5 protein-coding genes are annotated in these 23099 nt (G+C 65.4%); 2 read left to right on the top strand and 3 right to left on the bottom strand.

Features of this window, described 5'->3' with window-relative positions:
* The first annotated feature begins 10 nt into the window (after positions 1–10).
* Both ACOYYX_RS19445 and ACOYYX_RS19440 read left to right on the top strand, forming a co-directional pair.
* A complete protein-coding gene (locus tag ACOYYX_RS19445; protein WP_422931570.1) occupies positions 11–17074 on the top strand; it encodes a PKD domain-containing protein in 17064 nt (5687 codons plus the stop codon).
* A gap of 13 nt (positions 17075–17087) precedes the next feature.
* The gene (locus tag ACOYYX_RS19440; protein ID WP_422931569.1) at positions 17088–19256 is read left to right on the top strand and encodes an Ig-like domain repeat protein; all 2169 of its coding nucleotides are present in this window, start codon (positions 17088–17090) and stop codon (positions 19254–19256) included.
* A gap of 133 nt (positions 19257–19389) precedes the next feature.
* Here ACOYYX_RS19440 and ACOYYX_RS19435 read toward each other — a convergent pair whose 3' ends face one another.
* From ACOYYX_RS19435 to ACOYYX_RS19425, 3 genes are all read right to left on the bottom strand, one after another.
* A complete protein-coding gene (locus ACOYYX_RS19435; protein WP_422931568.1) occupies positions 19390–20040 on the bottom strand; it encodes an RNA polymerase sigma factor in 651 nt (216 codons plus the stop codon).
* A gap of 142 nt (positions 20041–20182) precedes the next feature.
* Positions 20183–21727 (bottom strand): hypothetical protein, encoded by a 1545-nt coding sequence (locus ACOYYX_RS19430; protein WP_422931567.1) that lies wholly within the window; start codon positions 21725–21727, stop codon positions 20183–20185.
* Entirely contained in the window at positions 21724–23076 is a 1353-nt protein-coding gene (locus ACOYYX_RS19425; RefSeq protein ID WP_422931566.1) for a lipopolysaccharide biosynthesis protein, read from the bottom strand. The genes ACOYYX_RS19430 and ACOYYX_RS19425 overlap by 4 nt, the downstream gene beginning before the upstream one ends.
* Positions 23077–23099: the final 23 nt, after the last annotated feature.

Raw genomic sequence — 23099 nt, 5'->3', positions numbered from 1 at the left:
GAATTCACCCATGAGCCGCAAGCGACCCCGTCAAGACGACCGCCGGGTCCTCCTCCGAAACCGACGTGAGCTGTTGCTCGAGGCTCTCGAGTGTCGCGACCTACCCGCGGGGGGGCTCGCCTCGCAGGTGCTGGACGCCTCGACGGTCCGGATCGACCCCGGCCAGAACCAGGTGGATTTCTCGGGTTCGACCGCGGCCGATTCGCAGTCGCTGATCAATTTCTTCAACGTGCCCGACGGCCAGGCCGGGTCGGCGTCGTTCCGAGGCTCGATGTCGGTCGGTGGCGAGCAGATCCAGGGGGCGTTCTGGCTGACCGAGAACGGGGCGAATTCCGGGGTGAAGGTCGTCGTCGCCCAGGCCTCGATGGTGTTCGGGTCCGGCCAAGGGGTGGCGATCTTGGGCGCAACGGGGGCATTCGAACTGCTATCGACGGGGGCGGCAGGCGTGCTCAAGGCCGGCAGCTCCGCCGACTCGCTGGGCATCGTCGGCGTCGACGGCCTGGCGATCGGCGACACTCCCGATGGCCTCAGCTTCGAGGTCAACCAGACCGGCCACGCGATTCATCAGCAGATCAGCACGGCGAACGGGGACGTCGCCATCGACTTCAACGACGGCGCGAGCGTGCTGCGGCTGGCCGGCGCGGTCGACTTCAAGGTCGCGGGCGACTCGGGCACGCTGGCGAGGGTCGGCGGCGACTTCACGATGACTCGGGGAGAGGATGACGGCCTGGTCATCGCCGGCGAGCAGGTGACCGTCGACTTCTATGCCGGGGGCACGCGGGCGGTCACGCTCGGCAGCGCCTCGGCCGATTTCACGCTCGACGCGGCCGGCTTCTCGCTCGCGGACGACAGCTTCACCGTGAGCGCCTTCGCCTTCCTGCCCGCCGGGCAGCCCGTCGGTGCCGACGAGGGGAACTACACCTCGGAGGCGATGAAGGCCTCAGCGACACTCGGGCCGATCGCCCTGGTGAACGTCTCGCCGGTGCTCGCGGGGCTCAGCTTCGGGCCGGGCGGCTTCAACGTCAACGTCGGCGTCTCGGCCGACTCGGCGAGCCTGACCTTCCAGAAGGCCGGGACGACCCCCGATTCGGGAGATGCGCCACTGGGCGCGACCGCCACGACCCTGGTCGGGACGTTCGCGATCGCGGGCGATGTCGACCCGGCGACGGGGAGGGTGACGAGCTTCTCGGTGCCGGGGGCATTCTCATTCCACGCGGACACGTTCGACCTGACCATTCCGAGGATACTCGAGGCCTCCGCCGAGGATCTGACCATCACTTATGACCCCGGCCAGGAGGGCTCGCAGCAGATCCTCACCGCCGGCGCCGTGGCGGTGACCGTGCCGGCCCTGAAGCTGACGGGGAAGCTTGCCTCCGATGATGAGGACGAGCCCGCGCTCGTGGTCGATAGCGACGGCTTCTCCTTCGCCCGGGGGACCGTGACGTACAACGGCGACGTCCAGATCGGTGCCAACATCACGGTGACGAACCCATCGGTGACGCTCGGCGGCTTCGCGTTCAGCAACACTGCAGGGGTCACGCTCGGCAGCTTTGCGGTCGGGGCCGATGGCCTGTCCGTCGGTGGCGAGCAGAGCAAGGTCAAGGTGACGGGCACCCGGGTCTCGGCCGAGGTTGGGTTCGACGCTGCCGGCGCTCCCAATTCCTTCACCCTGAAGGCCGACTCCATCACCGCGAAGGTCGGGAGCCTGATCACCTTCGCAGGGACGGGGGTCGTCTTCGACCCGACGGCGAGCGGCTCGGACCCGGTGCTGGCGCTGGCCTCGGCGTCGGCCTCGGTCGCCATCGACAAGGTGGGCCTGACCCTCACCGGATCCGCGAGCGACCTCTCGATCGGGGCCGACGGCTCGGTCCTCGGTCCGAGCACCCTCAGCATCGAGGCCGACTTCGACAGCGGGACGGGGAGCAAGCTCGGCCTGCCGAGTTATTTGCCGTTCCACCTCCAGTCTCTCGGGCTCGACTGGTCGGACTTCGCGGCGGAGCCTTCGCATTTCACCATCGATGTCTCGGCGAGCGTCAAGGGGACCTACGGCCCCGTCTCCCTCTCAGGGAGCGTCGATTCGATGGTGATCGACCCGGAGAAGCTCGAGGACGGCGAGTTCCCCATCGTAGGCCTCTCGGGCTTCTCTGTCTCTGCCGCGGGGGATCTGTTCGGCGGCACGGTCAGCGGCACGGTGATCGCGGGGCTCATCAAGCTCGATGCGCTCGGGAACGTCATGCCCGACGACTCGATCGACTTCTCGAGCACCGTCTTCTACGGCGGTATCAAGGGGGCCTTCGACTTCGCCGGCATCGGGGCCTCGATCGCCGTCGGCTTCAGCGAGAAGGGGCTGCTCTCGGCATACCTCAGCGCCGACGTGCCCGTGATCCTCGACCCGACGTCGGGCCTGGCGCTCACCGATTTCCGCGGAGGGATCAGCTTCAACGCCACGCCGCTCCCCGTCCCTACGGATCCCGGCCAGCTCAAGTCGCCGATCTTCAAGCCGACGGCCAGGCTGACGGCCGAGCAGTGGCAGGACCAGCTCAAGCAGCAGGTGGTCAACCAGGTCAGCGGCGGCAGCCGCATCTTCAGCGTCGTGCTGGACCAGGATGCCGTCATCGATGAGCTGAACTCGGGTGCCGTCGCCATCGGAGGCGCGACGGATCACGCCTTCTCCTCGCAGGGGTACACCGTCACCGGCACCTCGGACGAGACCAAGGCGACCACGCTGACGGCCGGCTCGCTCTGGATGGTGGAGTTCCAGGGGTCGACCTATTTCGTCCGCAAGAACGACGCCGGCAACCTCGACGTCTCGCAGGCGAGGTTCACCGCGTCGAACTCGCTCGCCGGCGACCTCGGCGGCGGCCAGAGTACCCCGGCTCCTGCCAGCCTGATCGCGCTGTTCAAGGATCACGACGTCAGCCTCAGCACGTCCGCCACCGTCTCCGACATCCAGGATATCGGCGGGGCACCCTCGCAGTGGAAGGTCGTCGACGGCTCGACCACGTTCTACGTCGCCAGGTGGGGAACAGGGTCGTCCGCGGTGCTCGCCGTGACGGGCGGTGACGGGGCCTCGGTCGATGAGGCGGACCAGGTGATGCGGATCGAGGCGGGGGCCACGCTGTACGACGCCTACGCGAGCCAGTATGCCTTCAAGGCCGACGTCGACATCATCATCACGACCGATGGCAAGTTCCTCATCAACGGCGCGATGACGCTGGCCAATAGCGTCTCGGCGGATGTGAAGATCTTCGGCGACCTCAGCTCGATCGGCGCGAAGCATCCCAATGCCCCCCTGACCCTGATGATGCTGGCGGACCTGCCCGGCGGCGACGAGGGCACGACCTCGGCCGTCGAGCTCAAGGGGACGATGACGTTCTCGTTCCGGAACGCCGCGGGCGATCTGGTGAACCCGGCGTTCAGCTCGTGGACCGCGTTCGAGTTCAACCTGCTGGGCCAGGCCACCGTCGGCTCGCCCGACACGGCCGCCCTCGTCTTCGGCGGATCGGCGGGGAATTCGGGCGGCTACGCCCAGGTGAAGCTGACCGTCACAAACGACGCGGACGACACCCAGGTCCGGCTCGACGTCTCGGGCAGCGTCTCGATCGCGGGGGTGATCCAGGCGGGCGACCTCGTCACGGCGGCGGGGACCTTGATCCTCGACAAGCCGGCCGGCGGTGCGCTCGAGTTCTATGGGGCCGTCGAGCTGAACTTCGACTCGAACTCGCCCGGCCTCTCCTTCCTTCGTTCGGCGGGCCTCTCGGCGGCGAACGCCGACCTGCTGCTGGCGGTCAACACGTCGAGCACCAGCAAGCAACTCTCGCTCACCCTCCCCGGCCGCGAGACCGAGGACCTATCCCTCGCCCCCGAGACCCTCGAACTCGACGGCAAGGGGACGCTCCAGTTCGCCAACTCGGTCCTCGGTATCGGGGCCAACGTCTCGTTCGACGGGGCCTTCGCCGCGAAGATCTCGGACGAGGCGGCGCAGGGATCGGCGGACCATTCGATCGACCTCGACCTCTTCGTCGACGGCCAGCTCCAGATCACCTTGGGGGCGGGCGGGCAGCAGTTCAACCTCCTGAATCTCGAGGCCCTGGGCCTGATCGCCGTCCGGGGGATCGATATCACCAAGCTGGTCGACGGCAAGCCGGTCGTGCCGCAACTGGCGGCGCGAATCGACCTGACGCTCCAGCGGGGGGTCCCCGGCCTGCTCGAGGAATCGGGCTCGATGGAGCTGCTCGTCAACACGACGGGCCGCGATTTCACGTACTACGTGCCGGAGCGGCTCGTCGACACGATCAATGCGCTCGAGGCCCACAAGGAGGGCGTCCCGCCCGGCACGGTGACCTTGCCGCCTCTCCCCGCCCTGATCGGGCCCGACGGGGTGCCCGTGCCCACCGTGACCGTGCCGGCAGCGCCGCCCGCGATCAAGGGAGGCTCAGTCCTCGCTCCCGGCCCATACTTCGCCCTCCAGTTTGGCGACCCGGGCGACTCGATCTCTCCGGGCTCGGGGGACACGAACGGCAACGGGCTGATCAATGTTCACCTCGGCATTCTGAGCACGTTCGACCTCTACGGCAGCTTCCGCATCGTGGCCGGGGTGAATGGGTTCCAGATGAACGTGGACGCCACGGCGACGCTCAAGGCCCCGGGCGCGGGCCGCATCCTCGACGCCGAGGCGACCGGCGTCCTGAACATCGGCCCCGACGGGTTCTTCGGGGCGCTCGGATTCGAGACGCAGCTCAGCCTCCCCGGCACCAGCACGAACTTCGCGAACGCCACGTTCGCGATCGGGCTGAATACCACCTCCCAGCCGCAGACGCTCGACTTCAGCGACCCGAAGCTCGTCGACCAGACGATCGCGGCCCACACGGGCCAGGTCTACGCCGCCGGCTCGCTGGCCTTCGGCGGCCTCTCGATCGCCGGCCACTTCGAACTGCTGGTGGGTGCACAGTCGCTCCAACTCGAGGTCGACGGCAACATCAGCGTCGCGAATGTCCCGGCGCTCCACGTCGCCGGCACCGCCACCCTCTATTACGGCCAGGCGAACAGCGCCAATAACGGCCTGGTATTTCACGTCGGCCTCGGACTCGGCGACGGCGGGACGATCGGCGTCGCGGGCGTCTTCGAGGTCGGCGGCACGCTGACGCTCGATGTCGACACCCGCGCGTCGAGCTACAACGTCCACATCAAGGTCGACAACGCCTCGCTGAACCTGCTCGACGTCTTCACCCTCAACGGTTCGGCCGACGTGGCCTTCGGCAGGGTGAACAACCAGCCCACCTTCGACATCTCGGGATCCTTCTCGGGCAATCTCTTCAACGTCTTCAACGTGAATGGGTCCGGCAGCTTTCACAGCACCGGGGACTTCGACCTCAACCTCTCGAGTAACTTCACCCTGGGCTCGGACGACTACGGCATCAGGGGAGGTGCGAGCCTTTACATCGACAAGTCGGACAAGTCGCTCGCCTTCGGCGGCTCGGCGTATGGCGACGTCCGGGCCTTCGGCGTGACGCTTGCCGGCGCGAACGTCGGCCTCGGATACGACAGTTCGAAGGGGGGCAAGATCACGGCCCACACCACGGTCACGGTCATCGGGATCAGCAAGTCGGTCGATTTCACCGTCGGCTATCTGGTCCTCAATGCCCAGGCCGCACCCAATTTGGGCAGCATGGACGGGGGAGCCTTGAACCTCTACGTCGGCTCGGCCTCGGCGGGTCGCGCGGTCGGGAAGGGGGAGGTCAACGAGGATTTTCGGGTCGACACGATCGGTCGCGGCTCGCTCTTCGGCGAGAAGGTCCAGGTCCAGGCCTTCGGCTCCGTCGAGGTCTTCGATAACGTGACTTCGATCAACGGCGATTTCGGGACAGGATCCGACTCCTTGTCGATCGGTTCGTCGGTCGGAACCTACGACCCGGGCCTCGCGATCCACATCAAGGGCGAGGGTAACAGCCAGTTCATCAACGAGTCGGCCACGGACGTCACCTTCGACGTCTCGGGGAGCACGGGCTATAACGTGCTCCAGACACAGGGGGGGGATTCCACCCTGTTCGGCGGGGCGGGTATCGACTTTCTCTCCGCCAGCGGCGGTAACAACACGATCTGGGGGGGGACCGGCATCGAGACGATCAACTGGACGACCGGAGACGGCACGTTGATCGTTCATGGAGGTGGCGGGACCAATGACCTGGAGATCAACGGGACTGCCTCCGCCGAGTCGTACCAGTTCGGCAAGGGGACGAGCCTCGGCGGCGTGACCCCCATCACGATTGGCGTCTCGGCCAATGGCACCTCGGCCGGAACGATCACGGCCTACAACATCCGGAGTATCACGGTCAATGGCAGGGGGAGCTCCGATACCGTCTCGCTATCGACCGATGACCTGAACGCCGCGGGCGTCACTTCGCTCGCCCTCAACCTGGGCCAGATGGAAGGCTCGTCCTCCAACCCGAATGCCCCGGCGATCGACGACGGCTCGGCCGACTCGATCACGATCGTCGGGAGCACGAATGCCGATGCGTTTACCGTCGGCTCGACGAGGACCGACGACGTCCAGGTCGTCTCGGGTCCCTTGACGGTGCTCGATCGGCGGCCGGGGAAGGGCGACCAACTCGCGATCCGGGGCAACGGCGGCGACGACCAGTTCACGGTGGAGGAGCCCGACGACGGCGAGAAGGCGGTCAGCCGGCTGGTCCAAGTCACCCTGGATGGGCAGGGGGCCGGCAACAGCGTGTTCAACCTCCCTGTGGGCGAGGCCGTCATACGGGGGAGCGGCAGCAGCGCGGCCAACTTATTCGTGAATTCGGGCGATCCTACGACCCTCACGCTGACGTCGCAGCAGCTCTACTCCTCGTCGGCCTCGACGGCGCTGAACGGTATCAAGGACGTCTCGATCACGGCTTCCACGGCGGTCGGATTGACGGTCCAGTCGACCCTGGCGGGGTCGACGCAACTGACCCTGGCTTCCGGCAGCCACCTCGACGTGCAGTCGACCTCCGGGCCCCTGGACGTCACGCTCCAGGGCAACGCCGATGCCAGGCTCGACACCACCGGCGCCTCGGCCACGATCAAGGGCACTACGGGGGCGGGAAGCTCCGTCGTCGTCGGCTCCGGCCTGCTCTCGAGGCTCGGTAACGTCGCGATCTCGAACGTCGATAGCGTTTCCTATGATGATTCGCTGGATAACACGGGTCGGACCGTGACGCTCAACGCTACGGGGCTGAGCGTCGGATCATTCTCGCAACAGTGGAGGCACTCCGGCGCCAGCTCGATCGTTTTCCTGGGTGGGCTCGGCAACGACACCATCAACGCCAACGTCGGCGTGGCCGCCCTCAACGTCGTCGGCGGTGGCGGGAGCGATACGCTGAATGTGAACCTCTCCGGCGATCCCTCGGCGATCTCACCAATCAATTCCGCCCGACCGTTAGTGATGGCAGGAGCGGGAGTCGAGGCGGTTAACTTCGCCAACTCGTCCAATTCTGCCAGCACGAGCTGGGGGATCGACAACGCGGTCATCTCCGCGGGGACTCTTCAGGTTCTCGACGCCTCGGGGGTTTCGGGATTGTTCGCCGCCCGCCTCGGCAACAGCAATCAGTCGGTGCGGGTGCAGCGCGTCAGTATCCCGACGTCGATCAACCTGGGTTCGGGCAAGAACACGCTCTCCGTCGGCGGGACGTATGGTGCGTTCACCTCGGGCCTCGATGACGTCGCCAGGGCTCTCACATTCACGGCGGCCGGCACTCAGAACAGCCTCGTGCTCGATGACTGGAATTCGGCGACGTCCGAGTCGAGGAGCATCTCGGACGGGGTCGTCACCGGCACCAAGCCGTTCGGCGCGATCGACTACTCGGGGGCCGGGGTCAACAACCTGACGGTCAATCTCGGGTCGCAGGCGAACACCCTGGCGCTGGGGAACCTCCCCGCGACGACGACGGTGAACGGCAACGTCAACAATCGCGACGGCTACGGGAATGCGACGATCATCGGGTCCGGGACTCTCAACAACCTGACGTTCCAGGCCTATGGCGGCAATAACACGCTCACCTTGACCCCGGGGACCAAGACCAGCACGGTCGCCTTCCTCGATCAGCACGGCCCATCCGTGAACGTCGGGACGAACTCGCTGGTCGTGGACGGCTCCGCGGCCACCTCTTCGCTCTCGGGCAGCCTCAGCTATCTGTCGTCGACCCAGGCAAAGCTCTCCCTGGGTCAGCTCGCCGTGGCATTGAACACGACGAATGACATCGGCACGCTGAACGTGAGCCTTGGCGCCTTCAACGACGCCTTCTCCATCGACGTGGCCGACCGCGGGCCGGGCGCGACGTTCACGCCGCAATTCGTCAATGTGAATGGCGGCCCGGGCGATGACTCGTTCACGGTCTCCGGCGTGAATGGCGCCGTCAGCAGCTACAAGCTCAACGGCGGCGACGGGAACGATACGGCCACCGTCGTCGTCAATACACCCCCGATGGCCGGCGGGCTCTTCACGGCGATCAACCCGAACGTCGAGAGCCTGGTCATCAACGGCCTCAACGGCGACGCGAACAACCCCGCCAATACCAATAACTGGTCGGTCAGCAATTCGGCAGTCGCGGTCAATGGGTACACGCTGATCGACAGCACGGGCGCCGGGCGGGTGACGGTCAAGGGGGACACGTCGGGCTGGGACACTCTGAGCATCTCGGGCAACGGGCAGCCGGTCAACGCCCTGATCGACGGCAGCCTCGTGACGCTGACGCAGGGGACGGCCGTCCTGACGCAGAGCCAGACGGCTCCCCTCTCGCCGACCCCCGTCACGGGGAATATCACCGGCCTGGCCGGCGCCCAGTGGGTCGTCTCGACGCCGAGCGGCAGCTTCGTCTATGCCGCCGGGGCCAGCACGGAGGGGGTCGCCGTCTTCAAGCGAGCGGCTTCGACCGGCCTCCTGTCCTACGTCACCACGGTCGCCCTGCCGGGGAACCTCCCGCCGAGTGCCCTGGCGATCACGCCCGACGGTTCGCAGTTGCTCGTCGGCCAGAACAATGGGACATCGGGCTCGACGCTCCTCGTCTATCCGGTCGACGCGACCACCGGCCTGCTGCTGTCATCGACATCCTTCTCGTCCACCGGGGACATCGGCCAGGTCGTCGTCAGCCCGGATGGCCGGACCGTCTTGCTGGTCCCCGCTACGGACATCCCCAACACGACCTCCCGACTCGCCCTGGTCCTCACTCGCGATCCCTCGAGCAAGGTCATCAGCTCGGGGGGAGGCTATTTGATGGGCATCCCCGGTGGTACGGGGCGTGTCAGCTTCAGCGCGGATTCGACCCAACTCTACGTCCCCAGCACATCCAAGGGGACGGTGACGATCTTCACGAATGAGCCGGGCTACTATCAGCAGCAATTCGAGGTCGGTGCGCAAGCCCTCGCGATCGGCACGGGTAACCAGGTCCAGGTCGGCGCCGGTGGCAAGCTCCTCTTCGTGTACAACAAGGCCCAGCAGACCCTCGATTACTACGCCCTGTCGAAGACCAACGACCCGACCCAGATCGTCAAGCTTGGCACCATCACCGGCGTCAGCAACGCCACGCCGACGAGGGGCACGAATCCCGGGAAGGCGTTCGCCTATGATGATTCCACCGGGGTTCTCGTCACGCTGTTCAATGGGGACACCTCGGCCAGCCCCGCGACCTTCTCGAGCATGACGGCTTATACGTTCGACTCTTCATCCGGCACTTTCCGGCAAGCCTCGACCGTCTCGCTCCAGTACCGGCATCCCCAGTCGCTGGCCGTCGGCGACGGCAGCGTCGTCATCAGCTCGCCGGTGGACGACAATACGTCGTCGGATTTCGATGCGTTCTCGCTCTCGTCGAGCGGGCAGCTCGGCTCGCCCTCCAAGGCGGTCCTCAGCTACACCGGTACCTGGACCTTCCAGGCGCCGGTCGCGGTGATCGGCCAATCGAGCACGAGTGCGCCCGACGTATACCTGGCGGTCGAGAAGGAGGCGAACTCCGGGAACGCCTACTATGTCCTCTTCCGCCCGGGTAATCAGGGGGCGTTGATCGATGACATCAGCTCGTATCAACTCGCCGCGAACACGACCGTCCTCGACATGGCCGTGCCGCGCCAGTTCGGCAAGTTCATGTCGGTCGTCTTCGCCCTCGAGGATTCGCCCGCGGGGCGTGCCCTGGCGGTCTATTCGGTCGAGCCCCCCGGCCCGAATCACGCGCAGCAAACCCTGGTACGCATAGGTTATACACCGCTGTCTGGCAACCTGACCTCGATGGATCGGATCAAGCTGAGCCCCGATAGCGAGACCCTCTACCTGACCAACGCCTCGGGCGGCATGACAGGCGCGTACATCTACCCGGCCAACGACGCGTACGGGCCTTCGATCAACCCGGACGATCTCGCTTCGAATTATAAGAACACCAGCACCCTGGGCTTCGCCGCGTCCGACCTGGCCTTCAACGGCACGATGGCCTTCGGGGTCTCGTCGACGACCAATTCGCTTGCCCTACTCAAGCCCGCGGGTCACACCCTCGACGGCTCGCAGACGAGGGTTCTCCAGAATGGCTACCGCGCCGTGGACCTGACCGGGGCGTCGGCGGCGGCTTCTTCGGCCGATAACAAGACGCTCTTTGTCGCGACGCAGGGGGGCAGACTCGTCTCCGTGGCTGTCGATGTCGATCGGGATACCGCCGTCAGTCTTGGGACGCTGTCCTATGCTTCGCCCGTCTCGGGCAAGAATAACGGCACCGACTTGATCCGGACGGGGACCAACGGCGACCAGATCCTGATCTCCTCCGAGGGGGACAGCACCATCTATCGGGTCGCGTTGACCGGGGCGAATGGGGGGCCGATATCGCAAACGATCCCCACTCAGAAAGTCGTCGTCGATTCCGGGCCGAGAGATCTGACCCTGGTCGGCGGCGACCTCTACATCGCGTGTTCGTCCGCCGACGGGGTCGCTGCCCTGACATTCAACGGCTCGATCCTGGGTTCTGCCACCTTCCAGAGGGTCGCGCAGGGACAAAGCTTTACGCTGGCACTCTCCGGCCTCCAGGCGGTGGCGACAACTCCGGACGGCCGCTTTATTTATGGGGTATCTCCGGGCGATGGCGCGGTCGCGATCTTCGATAAGGTCCAGGGAACGTGGGCCTCGTACATCACGAACTTCAATTTCGCCTCGGGATTGGTCGGAGCCTCGATGGTGGCGGCGACGTCCAGCAACGGCAAGGACCTCGGATTCGTCATGGCCCCGGGCTCGAACGTCCTGACGATCTTCTCGGGCTCGACTTACCTCGGCCAGACGAGCCTCAAGGATTTCACGTCGGGGGCGACCGCGATCACCACCTCGTCCGACGGGAAGACGATCTATGTCGCCGTCGACAAATCTATCTATGCCTACGACGTGGCATCGATCATCAATTCCAAAAATGAGGTTGCCGCTTCGATCAAGTCTTCGAACAAGGCCTCGTTCAACGCGCTCGCCAACTCGAGCGTGTTGGCGTACAACAAGGGCAGCCTGTACGCCTTCTCCAACGGCGCGACCCCGACCCTCTTCGCTTTCAGCTCGAATCTCGGAAGTTACAACAGCGTCACCGGCCTCGTTTCGGTGAGCGGGCTCGCGTTCTACGGCAGCGACATCTACGCCTCCAGCTCGAGCGCCTTGGGCACACTCTACCACGTGGCCATCGGGTCGAAGGGGGCGTTGACGCTCCTCGGTGATACGTCCACGAACGGGCGCGCCGGCGTGCAAGGCCTGGATGGGGCCAGCTCCGTGGCGGTCAGCTCCGACGGGAACTTCGTGTTCGTCGCCAGCGCGACGGGCAACTCGGTTGCCGCCTTCTCCCGCGACACCTCGACGGGCAGGCTGACCTTCCAGCAACTCGTCCGCGATAGCCGAGGTGCGAACGGCCTGACGAGCCCGACGGGTCTCATCAGCGACGGAAAATCATTAATCGTGGCGAGCGGCGCGGGTCGATCCGGCGGTCGGGGCGGGATCGCCTACCTCGACATCTTGCAAGGGGCGATCCCCACGCCGGCCCAGTACCTGACATCGTTCCAGAATATGAGCAAGCTGACCGTCAACGGCGGCGGCGGTGCCGACACGTTCCAGGTCAGGTATGCGACGGGCGGCACGCCCCTGGTCGTGAACGGCGGGGGGGGCGGGGACCTGGTAAGCCTCTATGACCTGGGGGGCGGCTCGAACTCGACCACGGTCAACTTCGACTCGGGTAACAGCGAGCTGGACGTCAATCAGACGGTGGCTCAAAGCTCGGCCGGGGCGCTCACCGTCAACGGCGGCTCGGGCCCGCTCATGGTCAACATCCAGTCGTTGGGGACGGGGTCGAATGCGACGATCAACCTCGGCGGCAGCCAACAGAAGGTCGATGTCGTCAATGTCGTCGGCTCTCGACTCCCCGCGACGTCGTCGGTTGCCGTCTATGGATCGGTTGCGACGACGTCGAATGGGAAGGTCTACGGCCCCGTCCTGATCGACAACGGCCCCGGCAGTCTCCCCGCCGCCGGGACTTCGGGCAGCATCAGGCCGGCGGGATATGGGGCGATCTCGTTCAATGATCTGAACAATGGCGTGGGGACGCAGCAGGTGTTCGTGCTCACCTCGCCGAACCCGTCCATCACGATCTCCCCGCTCGTCTCCGGCAATCCCATCGCCGAGGGCAATGGCGTGACCCTCATCGCAACCGACCAAGCCAACCTCCCGGGCGATTCGTTCGCCTGGGATCTCAACGGGGACGGCCAGTTCACCGACGCCTTCGGCCCGATCGTGAACCTGAGCTGGGCGCAGCTCCAGTCGCTCGGGATCAACAATCGCGGCAGCTATCCCGTTGCGGTCCAGGTGACCACTACGCAGAACCCGGTCCAGTACAGCGGGCAGGTTTTCCAGGCGTCGGCCTACGCCTCGAGCGTCCTGACGATCGCCGATACCCCGCCGACCGTCCAGGCCCCGGGCGGCTCGGCCATCGTTGGCGTTCCGTTCAGCATCGACCTCAAGTTCAGCGAGCCGGGGACCGACCCCGTGACGTCATGGGTTGTGAACTGGGGCGATGGCACAACAACGACCTATGACGCCAGCGCGTCGACGGCGAGCCACATCTACAACAAGCCCGACTCTTATGCGACAGCCAAGGTCACGGCGTACCAGGGGGCCTTGGCGACCTCGAGCGTCCTGGGGACCATCACCGCCGCGGCGGGACAAGGTACGGTGACGCTCGTCTCGCCGAGCAGCCTGATCGCGGGGAACCGGCTCACGGCCACCGCGACGGCCCCGGGCTCGCCCAACTACGCTTGGATCCTGACCGGCCCGGGGGGCTCGACCACCTTGAATGGGAGCACAAGCAATCTCGATGTGTCGTTCTCGTCACTGAACATCTCGGCGGCGGGCACGTACTCCCTGAGCGTGACGGCTTCCTACGGGCCGGGCGCGGATAAAACCGCATCCATGTCGAACTCGCTGCTGATCATATCCATCGCCCCGACCGGCGTCCTCAACGTCAGCACTCCGACCGTCCCGCAGGGGAGCGCATCGGGTGCGATCACGCTGTCGGTCGGCTCGATCATCGACCCAGCCCCCGGCAATGCGAATCCGACGTACCTGGTCCGCTACATCATCAACGGCATGGCCGTGCCCGGCGGGCAGGACATCCCGGCCTCCCAGCCACTCGCGGTCCCGGCCAGCTTCCTCGCGACGCCCGGCGTCGCCTCGATTCGTGCGGATCTGGTGGCACCCGACGGCATGTTGACCGTCCTCCAGGCGGCATACACCGTCACGCCTGTTGCCCCCACGTTGAGCCTCACGACCCCGAACCCGATCGACGAAGGCGGCATCGCCACCTTCATGGCGACGGTCGCCGGACCGGGTGCCTCGGTGATCTCCTGGCTCGTCACCTGGGGCGACGGATCGGTCACCAGCCTCGCCGGCAGCGGCGGCCTCTCGCAAGCGTTCAGCCACGTCTACGGCGATAATCTGCCGAACAACGCCGCCTATCCGATCACCGTCACCGCGACGACGAACGGCGGCGACGTGATCCAGTCGTCCCAGTCTGCGGTCAACAACGTCGCCCCGTCGGTGTCGCTCTCGACGATGACGTCGACCGTCACCGAAGGTGTGGCGAACGAGTTCGTGCTCAATGTCAGCGTGAACCAGCCGGGGACGGCCGCGATCCTCTCCTACACCGTCGACTGGGGCGACGGCTCGAGCCCGACGACGGTCTCGGGCGATGTGAAGATGCTGACGCATACCTACGCCAGGATGGCCAGCCCAGGTGCAACTTTCCCGATCTCGGTCACCTCGATCACGAATAGCGACGGCACCTATGCCAATCCGTCGAATACACTGTCGGTCGATGTCCTCAATGCACCCCCGGTGATCGCGACGGGCCTCTGGCAGGTCCCGTCGATCGGCTCGGAGGGGCAACCGTTGAGGTTCGGCGCGGTCGCGACCTCGTTGCAGATGGGCATCAAGCCCTTGACCTTCACGTGGACGGTTACGGGCCCCGACGGCCAGCCTGTGACCTTGCCGGCGACCGACGCCTCGCAGCCCTATTTGGCCGACAGCAGCCTCCTCATCGGTTATCAGTACGCCACGAGCAACTCCAACGCGTACACCCCACTCGTCCCCGGCAACTATACCGTCGCCCTTGTGGTGAAGGACGACGAAGGGGGGCAGGCGAGCTACAGCCAGACGGTGCAGGTGCAGGTCGTCTCGCCGACGATCACCTCGTTCGTCGTGCCGACGACCGGCTCGGCATTCCAGCCGATCTCCCTCTCGGCGTCCGCCGAAAAGCCGGCCGGCCTGGTCGAGCCCCTCGCTTATACCTGGACCGTCACCGAGCAGAACACCGGCCATGTGCAGACCCTGACTGGGGCGACTCCCGGCTTCACGCCGAAGTATGGCGCGTATCTCGTGCAACTGTCCGCCACCGACGATTATGGCGGGTCGGCGACGAAGTCGGCCACGATCCGGGTCGTCAACCCCGGACCGTCCATCCCTGCGGGTGCCCTGGTCGTCCCGACCACCGGCATCGAAGGGGGCCAGGCAACCTTTAGCGTGAGTGCCATCGACCCCGACCCGAACTCGACCTTCACCTACACCTGGCAGGTCGTCGACCCGAACGGGAACCTGAGTCGATTCGAGGGAGTGCCGGTCTCTTATACGTACACAATCCCGGGAAAGTACACGGTTAGCGTCACTGCGACCGACTCGATCGGCCTGACGGCGCGGACCTCGGCGACGGTCGACGTGGCCAACGTGGCCCCCACCATCATCTCGGCGATCATCCCGCCGAGAACGCCTGAAGGGAGCCCGGTGACGTTCTCGGCCACGGCCACCGATCCCGGCGGTTCGAAGGATCCTCTTAGCTACACGTGGACAATCACCGGACCTGATAAGAGTGTGTCCTTCCTCGTCGGCGACGCCCCGACCTTCACGCCTCCCGACCACGGTTCCTACAGCGTCTCTTTGACTGTGACGGACTCGTTCGGTGGCATCGGCTCGAAGGTACTCGGGACGATCCTCGTCGATGACGTTCCTCCCACGCTGGGCGCGATCAAGGTGCCCGCCGGTCCGATCGCCGAGGGCCAATCCGTTACCTTGACGGTGCCCCTGGCCGGTACGGTCCCCGCCGAACTGCCGACGATCCGTTACGACTGGACGGTCCTGAGTCCGGACGGGAGCCTGCAAACGTTCAACGACCAGGGGACGTCACTCCCCTTCACCTTCCGGGCCGGCGGCGATTACACCATCACCGCGACCGCCACTGAGAAGGACGGGCTCGCGTCGTCGCCCAGCCGCGTGACCCTCTCGGTGGCCGACATCGCCCCGACGATCACCGGCTGGACAATCCCAACGGGAGGCTACGTCGGGTTCCCCCTGAATCTGGAAGGGGCCGCGACGGACGTGCCTGACGACGCGGACAAGCTGGCCTATACCTGGACCATCACTCCGCCCTCCGGCCCTGCGCAGACCCTCACGGGGTCGAAGTTGACGTACTCGCCCTCGGTCGCAGGTTCCTACGGCGTGACCCTGACCGTCACCGATCCCGAAGGCGAGTCGACGAGTCGAACCGGCTCGATTCTGGTGTCGGCCTCGCCGGTGAGCATCACCTCGTTCCGGCTCCCGACCGGCTCGATGGAGGCCTCTCGCGTGAACCTCTCCGCGGCCGCCTTCGACGCCCTCGGCGGCGCGGTGACGTACACCTGGAACGTCAAGGGGACGGACGGACGGCCATTGCCCGTCAGCGGGAACGGGACCAATATTTCATTCGTGCCGCCGATCTACGGCAACTACTCAGTGACTCTGATCGCGAGCACGCCGAACGGCCAGGCGGCCGCCTCCGGGACCCTGGCGGTGGCCGACGTGGCGCCGGTCATCCAGCGGATGAGCTTGCCCGACTCCTCGACGATGGACACCCCGGTCGTGCTCTCCGCCCTGGCGATCGACGTGGGGGGAGCCGCCGAATCCCTGACCTACACCTGGACCATCGTCTCGCCCGATGGAACCCCGTTCGCGACACTGGCCGGACCCCAGGTCACGTTCACACCGGCTGAACTCGGGAACTACGGCGTACGCCTCGTGGTCTCTGACGGGGCGGGGGGCCAGGACAGGGCCTCGGGCCTGCTACCCGTGCTCGACTCCCCGCCGCACGCCTCGGCCGGGGGCCCGTACACGGTCAACGCCGGGGGCACGGTCACGCTCGACGCCCTCTCGGGCTCGTTCGACGTCGATCAGCCCGCCTCGACGCTCACTTATGCCTGGGACTTCAAGGGGACCGGCGAGTTCAATGACGCGACTGGTCCGAGCCCGACCTTCTCCGCCCTGAACCTCGACGGGTCGGCAACCGTCACGGTCCGGGTCCGCGTCACCGACGCCGCGGGAGCCTCGGACATCGCCTCGGCCACGATCGAGGTGCTCAACGTCGCCCCGACGATCACTTCGCTATTGCCGATCGTCTCCTCGCTCAACGAGGGAAGTGGGGTCTCCGTGTCTGGAACCTTCGCGGATCCGGGTTCGAATCAGCCGCACACGGGCCTGCATCGACTGGGGAGATGGATCGCCCCGGACCTCGGTTGATGTCGCAGCGGGGGTGTCGAGCTTCCAGACGCCGGAACACACATATTTCGACAATCCCGCGGGTATCGCGACGGGGGGTGCTTATGCGATCGCCGTGGTCGTGACCGACCTCAGCGGAGCCGTCAGTTCCCCGGAGACCCGAACGATCACGGTCAACAACGTCGCGCCGACGGCCTCCATCACGGGCGTCGAGTCGGGCATTGTCGGGCAGTCGCGATTGTTCACCATCAAGGCCATCGATCCATCCTTGGTCGACGCATCCGCCGGGTTCCAGTTCGTCGTGAACTGGGGCGATGGAACGACGAGTACGTATGCGAACGCCACCTCTCAGACGGTCTCGCATACCTTCAACTCGGCCGGCACTTTCTCCGTCACGATCCAGGCGACCGACAAGGATGGAGGCAAGAGCCTCTCGGCATCGACGTCCATTACAATTGGTAAGGCGAGCCCGAGCTTCAGTATCTCGGCGCCGAGTTCCACCTTTGAGGGCACGTCGTATCACTCGGCCATCGCCCATGCGTATGGTTTGGGAGGGATCGACCTCGGTGCTGTGAGTCTGAGATACTTCCTCGCGTCTGATACCACCCTGGCCTCGCCGCTCTCGCAGGCTCCGACGAATGCCGGTCGTTATCAGGTGGTCGCCGTCTTCTCGGGGAATGCGGACTACTCGAGTGGTCAGTCGGCCCCGGCCACGTTCGCGATCCTGCAACGAGCCACGACGACCTCGATTGTTGCCTCGACGCCGCCGACGCTCCCCGGCCAGGCGGCCGCGTTCGTAGCGACTGTCTCGACCAACCTCCCAGGGCTGGCCGTGCCGGCCGGGGAATACGTGCAGTTCTGGGTCGACGGTGTGAAGGCCGGAGCTCCGGTCGCGCTCGCCGCCGACGGCACGGCGAAGTATTCGACGTCGTCCCTCGCCGTGGGCAGCCATGCGATCACGGCGGTGTATGCCGGTGACGCGAACCTGCTGACCAGTTCCTCGGCCGCCGCGACGCAGGCGATCCTCGGGGCGGGCGTGTCGGTCGTCGGCACGACGCTGTATATCACGGGGGCCAGCGGCAGCGACTATGCCCAGATCAGCCCGACCGGCTCGAAGTCGGACGGGACCACCGGCCTCAAGGTCTCGGCGACCCTCAACAACAACTGGATCTCCAGGACGTTCCTCCAGCCCTTCACGGCGATCTCGATCCTCGGCGGCGAGGGCAACGACAACTTCCAACTCACCCCGAGCCTGACCCTGGCGACGACCGTCGTCCAGGGCAACGGCAACAACTATATCCAGGCCGGAGGAGGTAACGACTCCTTCACCTTCGGCACGGGCAGCAACCAGGTCTTCGGGGGCAATGGTGACAAGACGGTGACCGCCAACGACGTGGCCGGGGCCTCCAGCTTCTACAACTTCGGCAACGGCAACCATGTCTTCTCGCTGGGCCAGGGCAACGCCCAGGTCTTCCTGGGCAACGGCAACAACATCATCACGATGCAGAACGGCACCGACCTCGTGAGCGTCGGCAATGGCGATAATGTGGTGACGCTTGGCAACGGGAATAATTACATCCGCGCCGGTAACGGCACGAACGTCGTCACCTCGGGCAACGGGACGGACGTCGTCGTGCTCGGCGACGGTGCCAACACAGTCATGCTTGGCAACGGCAACGATTATTTCGCCGCCGGGAACGGGAACAATACCGTGACCGCCGGCAATGGCAACGTCGTTGTCCAACTCGGCAATGGCCATAACACCGTGAATCTGGGGGATGGCAACGACTACGTCGCCGCCGGCAGCGGCGACAATACCGTAACGGTCGGCGATGGCTCCAACACCGTACAACTCGGCAATGGCGACAACGTGGTGTTGGCCGGGGATGGCAACGACTATATCTCCGCTGGGAATGGTGCCAACCTCGTCGTCGGTGGCCTCGGCCAGCACACCATCCAGCTCGGCAACGGCAACAACATCCTCATCGACGGGTCGGTCACGCTGACGCAACCCGGGGACTCGCTCCGCAAGATCCTCACCGACTGGAAGGCGAGCGACTCAACATCCGTGAATAGCCGCGTGAAGGTGACGTACAACGTGAGCCACCCGAACGGCCTCGCCGCCGGCAACGGGCGCAACTGGTTCTTCTCTACCAACCCACGAAACTGGACCACCCGCAACTCCAAGTCTCGCTGGAACTGATCCCTCGACGGATGGGACCTCGGCCGGGATGGGACGGTTTTCTCAACCACCCCGGATTGCAATTCTCGAGAAGGAGTCAAAATGATATGATAATCAATATTGGTAAGAGGTGTTTGGGCCAGTGCGATGAGTCTCAGGTTTGCTCCAGTCGATCGATCTCCTCGCGGATCATCTTGAGGACCTTACTCTTCGAAACGTAGGCCGAGGCCACCTTCATCTCCAGGCGATCGGCCACTTCCTTGACCGGGAGGTCATCGAAGGTCAGCAACTGGAATGCCTTCCAGGTCCGATCCTCGACCCGTCTCGAGACCCGCCTCATGGCCTCGTCGATGAGCTCGTGGTCGAACTGTTCCTCGAGCCGACGGGCCAAATCTTCGCGGGCCTCGAGCGTCTCGAGGGCCTGGATCTCCTCGGGCCCGCCACGCCCCTGGCCTGGGCGTTTGCGGGCATTCAGGACGTCGATGACGGCGTAATGCGTGAGCGTCTTGAGGTAGCCGCGGAAGCTCCGGCCCCGGTCGTAGTGGAACGTCGCCATCCGCTCGACGAGCTTGACGAGGACCGCCTGAGTGACGTCGAGTGCATCCGCCTCCTGCAAATTCCTCGCGCGACACCACGAGACGATCTTGGGCTCGTAACGGCGGAAGAATTCGCTCCAGACCTGGTTGGACGGCGTTCCGCGCAATCGCAAGAGGAGGCTCACGCTCGTTTCCGAATGCTCGGCACGCTCCATCCCGTCGGCTCCGAATAGGGAGACGACCGACCCCTCGGCCGCCTCTCCGGGCATCGCTATCGTTCCATGATAGCAGGTTCGCGCGGTCCGACGCATCATGGCGGTCTCGTGGTGCGAGGCCGAATCATGTCATCGTCAGACTATCGACCCGACGAGCCGCGGGATGGGGAAGGGCGTTCGACCCCTCGCCCGGCGCTCAAATGGCGCGGAGGCGGCGAGAGTTGGATGGATCGTCGTCCTCGACACTTTCGCCGGATGGCCGTGGCTGATGTTCGGAGAAGTCTTCGGCCCGGAGGAGGATCCGAGCGATGTTCCTGGCGGCGTCCTCGCCGAAGGTCGAGCAGAACCCGTGGACATAGCGGGCTCGGCTCTCTTCGAGCCCACTTCGACCCAGCGGATCGGTCAGGACTCGCGTCAGTACGTGGAGAAATTCGCGTGCGCCTCGGGCCCTGGGGCATCCCGCTTCCTCGATGAGTTCGGTTCCATTTCCCAGCGGTGTCGGGAGCACGTCCAGGACGACGACGAGTCGGCCCTTGATGAGAGCATCGTGCCCGACGCCGCTATTGTGGCAAACGACCACATCCGCGGCGGCGATCGATTCATCGAGGCTCAAGGTCTCGTTCCCCAGGAATCTCACCGACGGGTATTCCTCGATCAGCGTTCGATAGTCGTCGAGTCGCTCGGATGGGTGCAATCGGACGATGGCGGAGAGTGCCTCGTGGGCGACAACACCTTCGCAGAACGTCCGGGCGAGGGTCCGCCGATCCTCCATCGCGATCGGATTCGTCGCGAGCATCACGAGGGGCTGTTCGAGAGGCAATCCGAGCTTGGATTTGACCGAGGCGGGTAAGGCCTCGAGCTCGGGGTTGAGCCGCTGACACCCGACCACGCGGAGGCGTCTGGGGTCGGTCCCGAGCTCGATGAATTGCTCTCGCTGGCGTTCTCCCCAGCAAAGGGCGAGGTCGGCAAGCAGGGGGATCATGCCGTAAGGAGGGTTGACGACCCCGTGGATCATCGTGAACGTGGGGACGCCCCTATGCTGGGCGGCCTTCACGAGGCACGAGGACGTCGGGCTACGGTCGAATTCCGTCAGGACCGCCCTCGGCCTGGCGAGTTCCAGGAATGTCCCGATCTGGGCGACGACCTGGGAGTTGACCAGCATCGTGTCCTGAATGTGCGGGGCGATCCTCCTCGGTAACCCATGCTTGCGTAGAGCGGCCCGAAGGGTCTTGTGCCAACGTCCCACACACCGGCGATAATCCCGCCTCCAGGCGGCGAGGTCCGGAGGGGCCAACTGGTCCCAGGAGTATCCTTCGCAGCCCTCCGGCAGCTTCTCCAGCATCGAACTCCTGGCGCAGAGGACGATGCAGAGTCCCGGGCCGACGGCCTCGATGACGGGCATGACGAGGTCGCGGAAGTGAGGACGTTCCGCGAGCCAGGTCACCAGGATCTTGCCGGGCGTCGGCGTGGGGACATTGGCTCGATGAGATCGACGGATGCGAGGCCCGAGGAACCAGTGGGCCGCGTACCGCAGACGCGCCTTCCAAGCATCAGCGACGGCCCAGCGTTTCTTGCCGAGGTAGAGGTCTTGCAAGAAGAGATCGGCGAGAGTCGCGCCGATGGGAACCCCCTGGAAGGTCGGCCGGCCGAGCTCTTCCTCCATCTCGAGGAGGACTCGATGCGGGACGAACAGCGGAGCCCGGGGCTTGAAACCGAAAAGTGTGTGCTTCCCGAATTTCATGTCGTGCAGCCCCGGGCTTGGCTCCGCCGCTCCTTTCGGAGAAGCACGTAGATGAAGATAAAGCATAAAGATAAGTACACAACATAACCGATAGCCATCGCCTTCGGGAATGTCTCGAGCGTCGGATGCCCCTGGCCGAGCCAGCGGAGCGACAGGTAATAGCTCGTCAGGCCCGCGACGTTGGCCGCGCAGTAGAGTTCCAATCTTCGGACGACCGTGAAAATATTCAGCGGCGGGCTCAATCCCATGAGCGCCGTGGCGACGAGCGTCCACCGAGCCGCCTGCACGCCCTCGACGTAGTTGGGGAGGACAATCCGGGCGACCGTCGGCATCAGGAACCAGCCGACGACGGCCGACCCCAGCATCATCGCCGAGAGCGCCAGCGTGGGCTTGATGGAGAGGCTCAGGAGATCATCTAGCCGCCCCGTCCGGCCGTACTGGCTAGCCATCCTCGGATAGATGACTTGCGAGGTCGAGAGATAAAGCTGTGAGAATGTCGTGCTGGTGACCGTCGCGAGGGTATAGAGTCCGAGCCCTTGCTTTCCCAGGTGTGCCAGCACGAGGGTAGCGTCGAAGACCGTCCACCACTGCCAGATCTGCCCGACGACCATGATCGGGAAGCCGATCCTGAGGAGGTGTCGGAAGAGAGGCCAATCCCACTTCAGCCCGACCTTCAGCGGGCGCCAGATCCAGAGCAAGACAGCCTGAAATATGGCCACGCCGAGCTGCCTCAGGCAGAGCCCGTAGAACCCGACCAGCCAGACGAAGGCGATCATGACGATCGCGAAGGCATTATGTGCCACGTTGACGATGGCCAGTCGCGCGAAGTCGCCCCCCGTGCGGAAGGTGACCTGGAGATAGAACTGGGCGAAGTAATACTGGAACGAGGCAAAGGCGACTGTCGCGAAGCCGGCGGCGAGTTCCCAGTTACCCACCATGCCTTGCCAGGCCGCGATCACCAGGAGCACGACCGCCACGGCCGACCCCACGATCAGCGACCACGCCTGCGTGACCGAGGCCAGATCCAGCGCCTTCTCGCGGTGGCCGGCACCGATGTGATAGGGCAGTTCGCGGTTCAGGCCGTTGATGATCCCGAGCTGGAAGAACGTCAGGTAACCGAGGACGAGGGAGACCCCGTTGAACATGCCCAGGGTCGCCGGCGCGACGACCTGTGCGGTGAGGATCCCCCCGACGAATCGCAGGCCTGTCGAGAGGACGTTGCCCCCCGTGAAGATCGCCGTAAGCTTGGCCGCCGAGCGCTGGGAGGCTGGCTCCGCGCGGGGAGGAGCCGGGGCCGGGTCAGAGGGCCTGGTCACGGTCGTCGGTTCGGATTTCTGGTCGGTGGCCATGAAAAAGGCTGCCTCGAAGGCTT

This window comes from Singulisphaera chitinilytica (assembly GCF_049331405.1).
Lineage (GTDB): Bacteria > Planctomycetota > Planctomycetia > Isosphaerales > Isosphaeraceae > PoT.
This window is presented reverse-complemented; position numbering and strand designations above follow the sequence as displayed.

Bases quoted from the DNA above. Each gene is read 5' to 3' on its own strand.
- ACOYYX_RS19445 (WP_422931570.1), top strand. From the start codon at position 11: ATGAGCCGCAAGCGACCCCGTCAAGACGACCGCCGGGTCCTCCTCCGA.
- ACOYYX_RS19435 (WP_422931568.1), bottom strand. From the start codon at position 20,040: ATGCCCGGAGAGGCGGCCGAGGGGTCGGTCGTCTCCCTATTCGGAGCC.
- ACOYYX_RS19430 (WP_422931567.1), bottom strand. From the start codon at position 21,727: ATGAAATTCGGGAAGCACACACTTTTCGGTTTCAAGCCCCGGGCTCCG.
- ACOYYX_RS19425 (WP_422931566.1), bottom strand. From the start codon at position 23,076: ATGGCCACCGACCAGAAATCCGAACCGACGACCGTGACCAGGCCCTCT.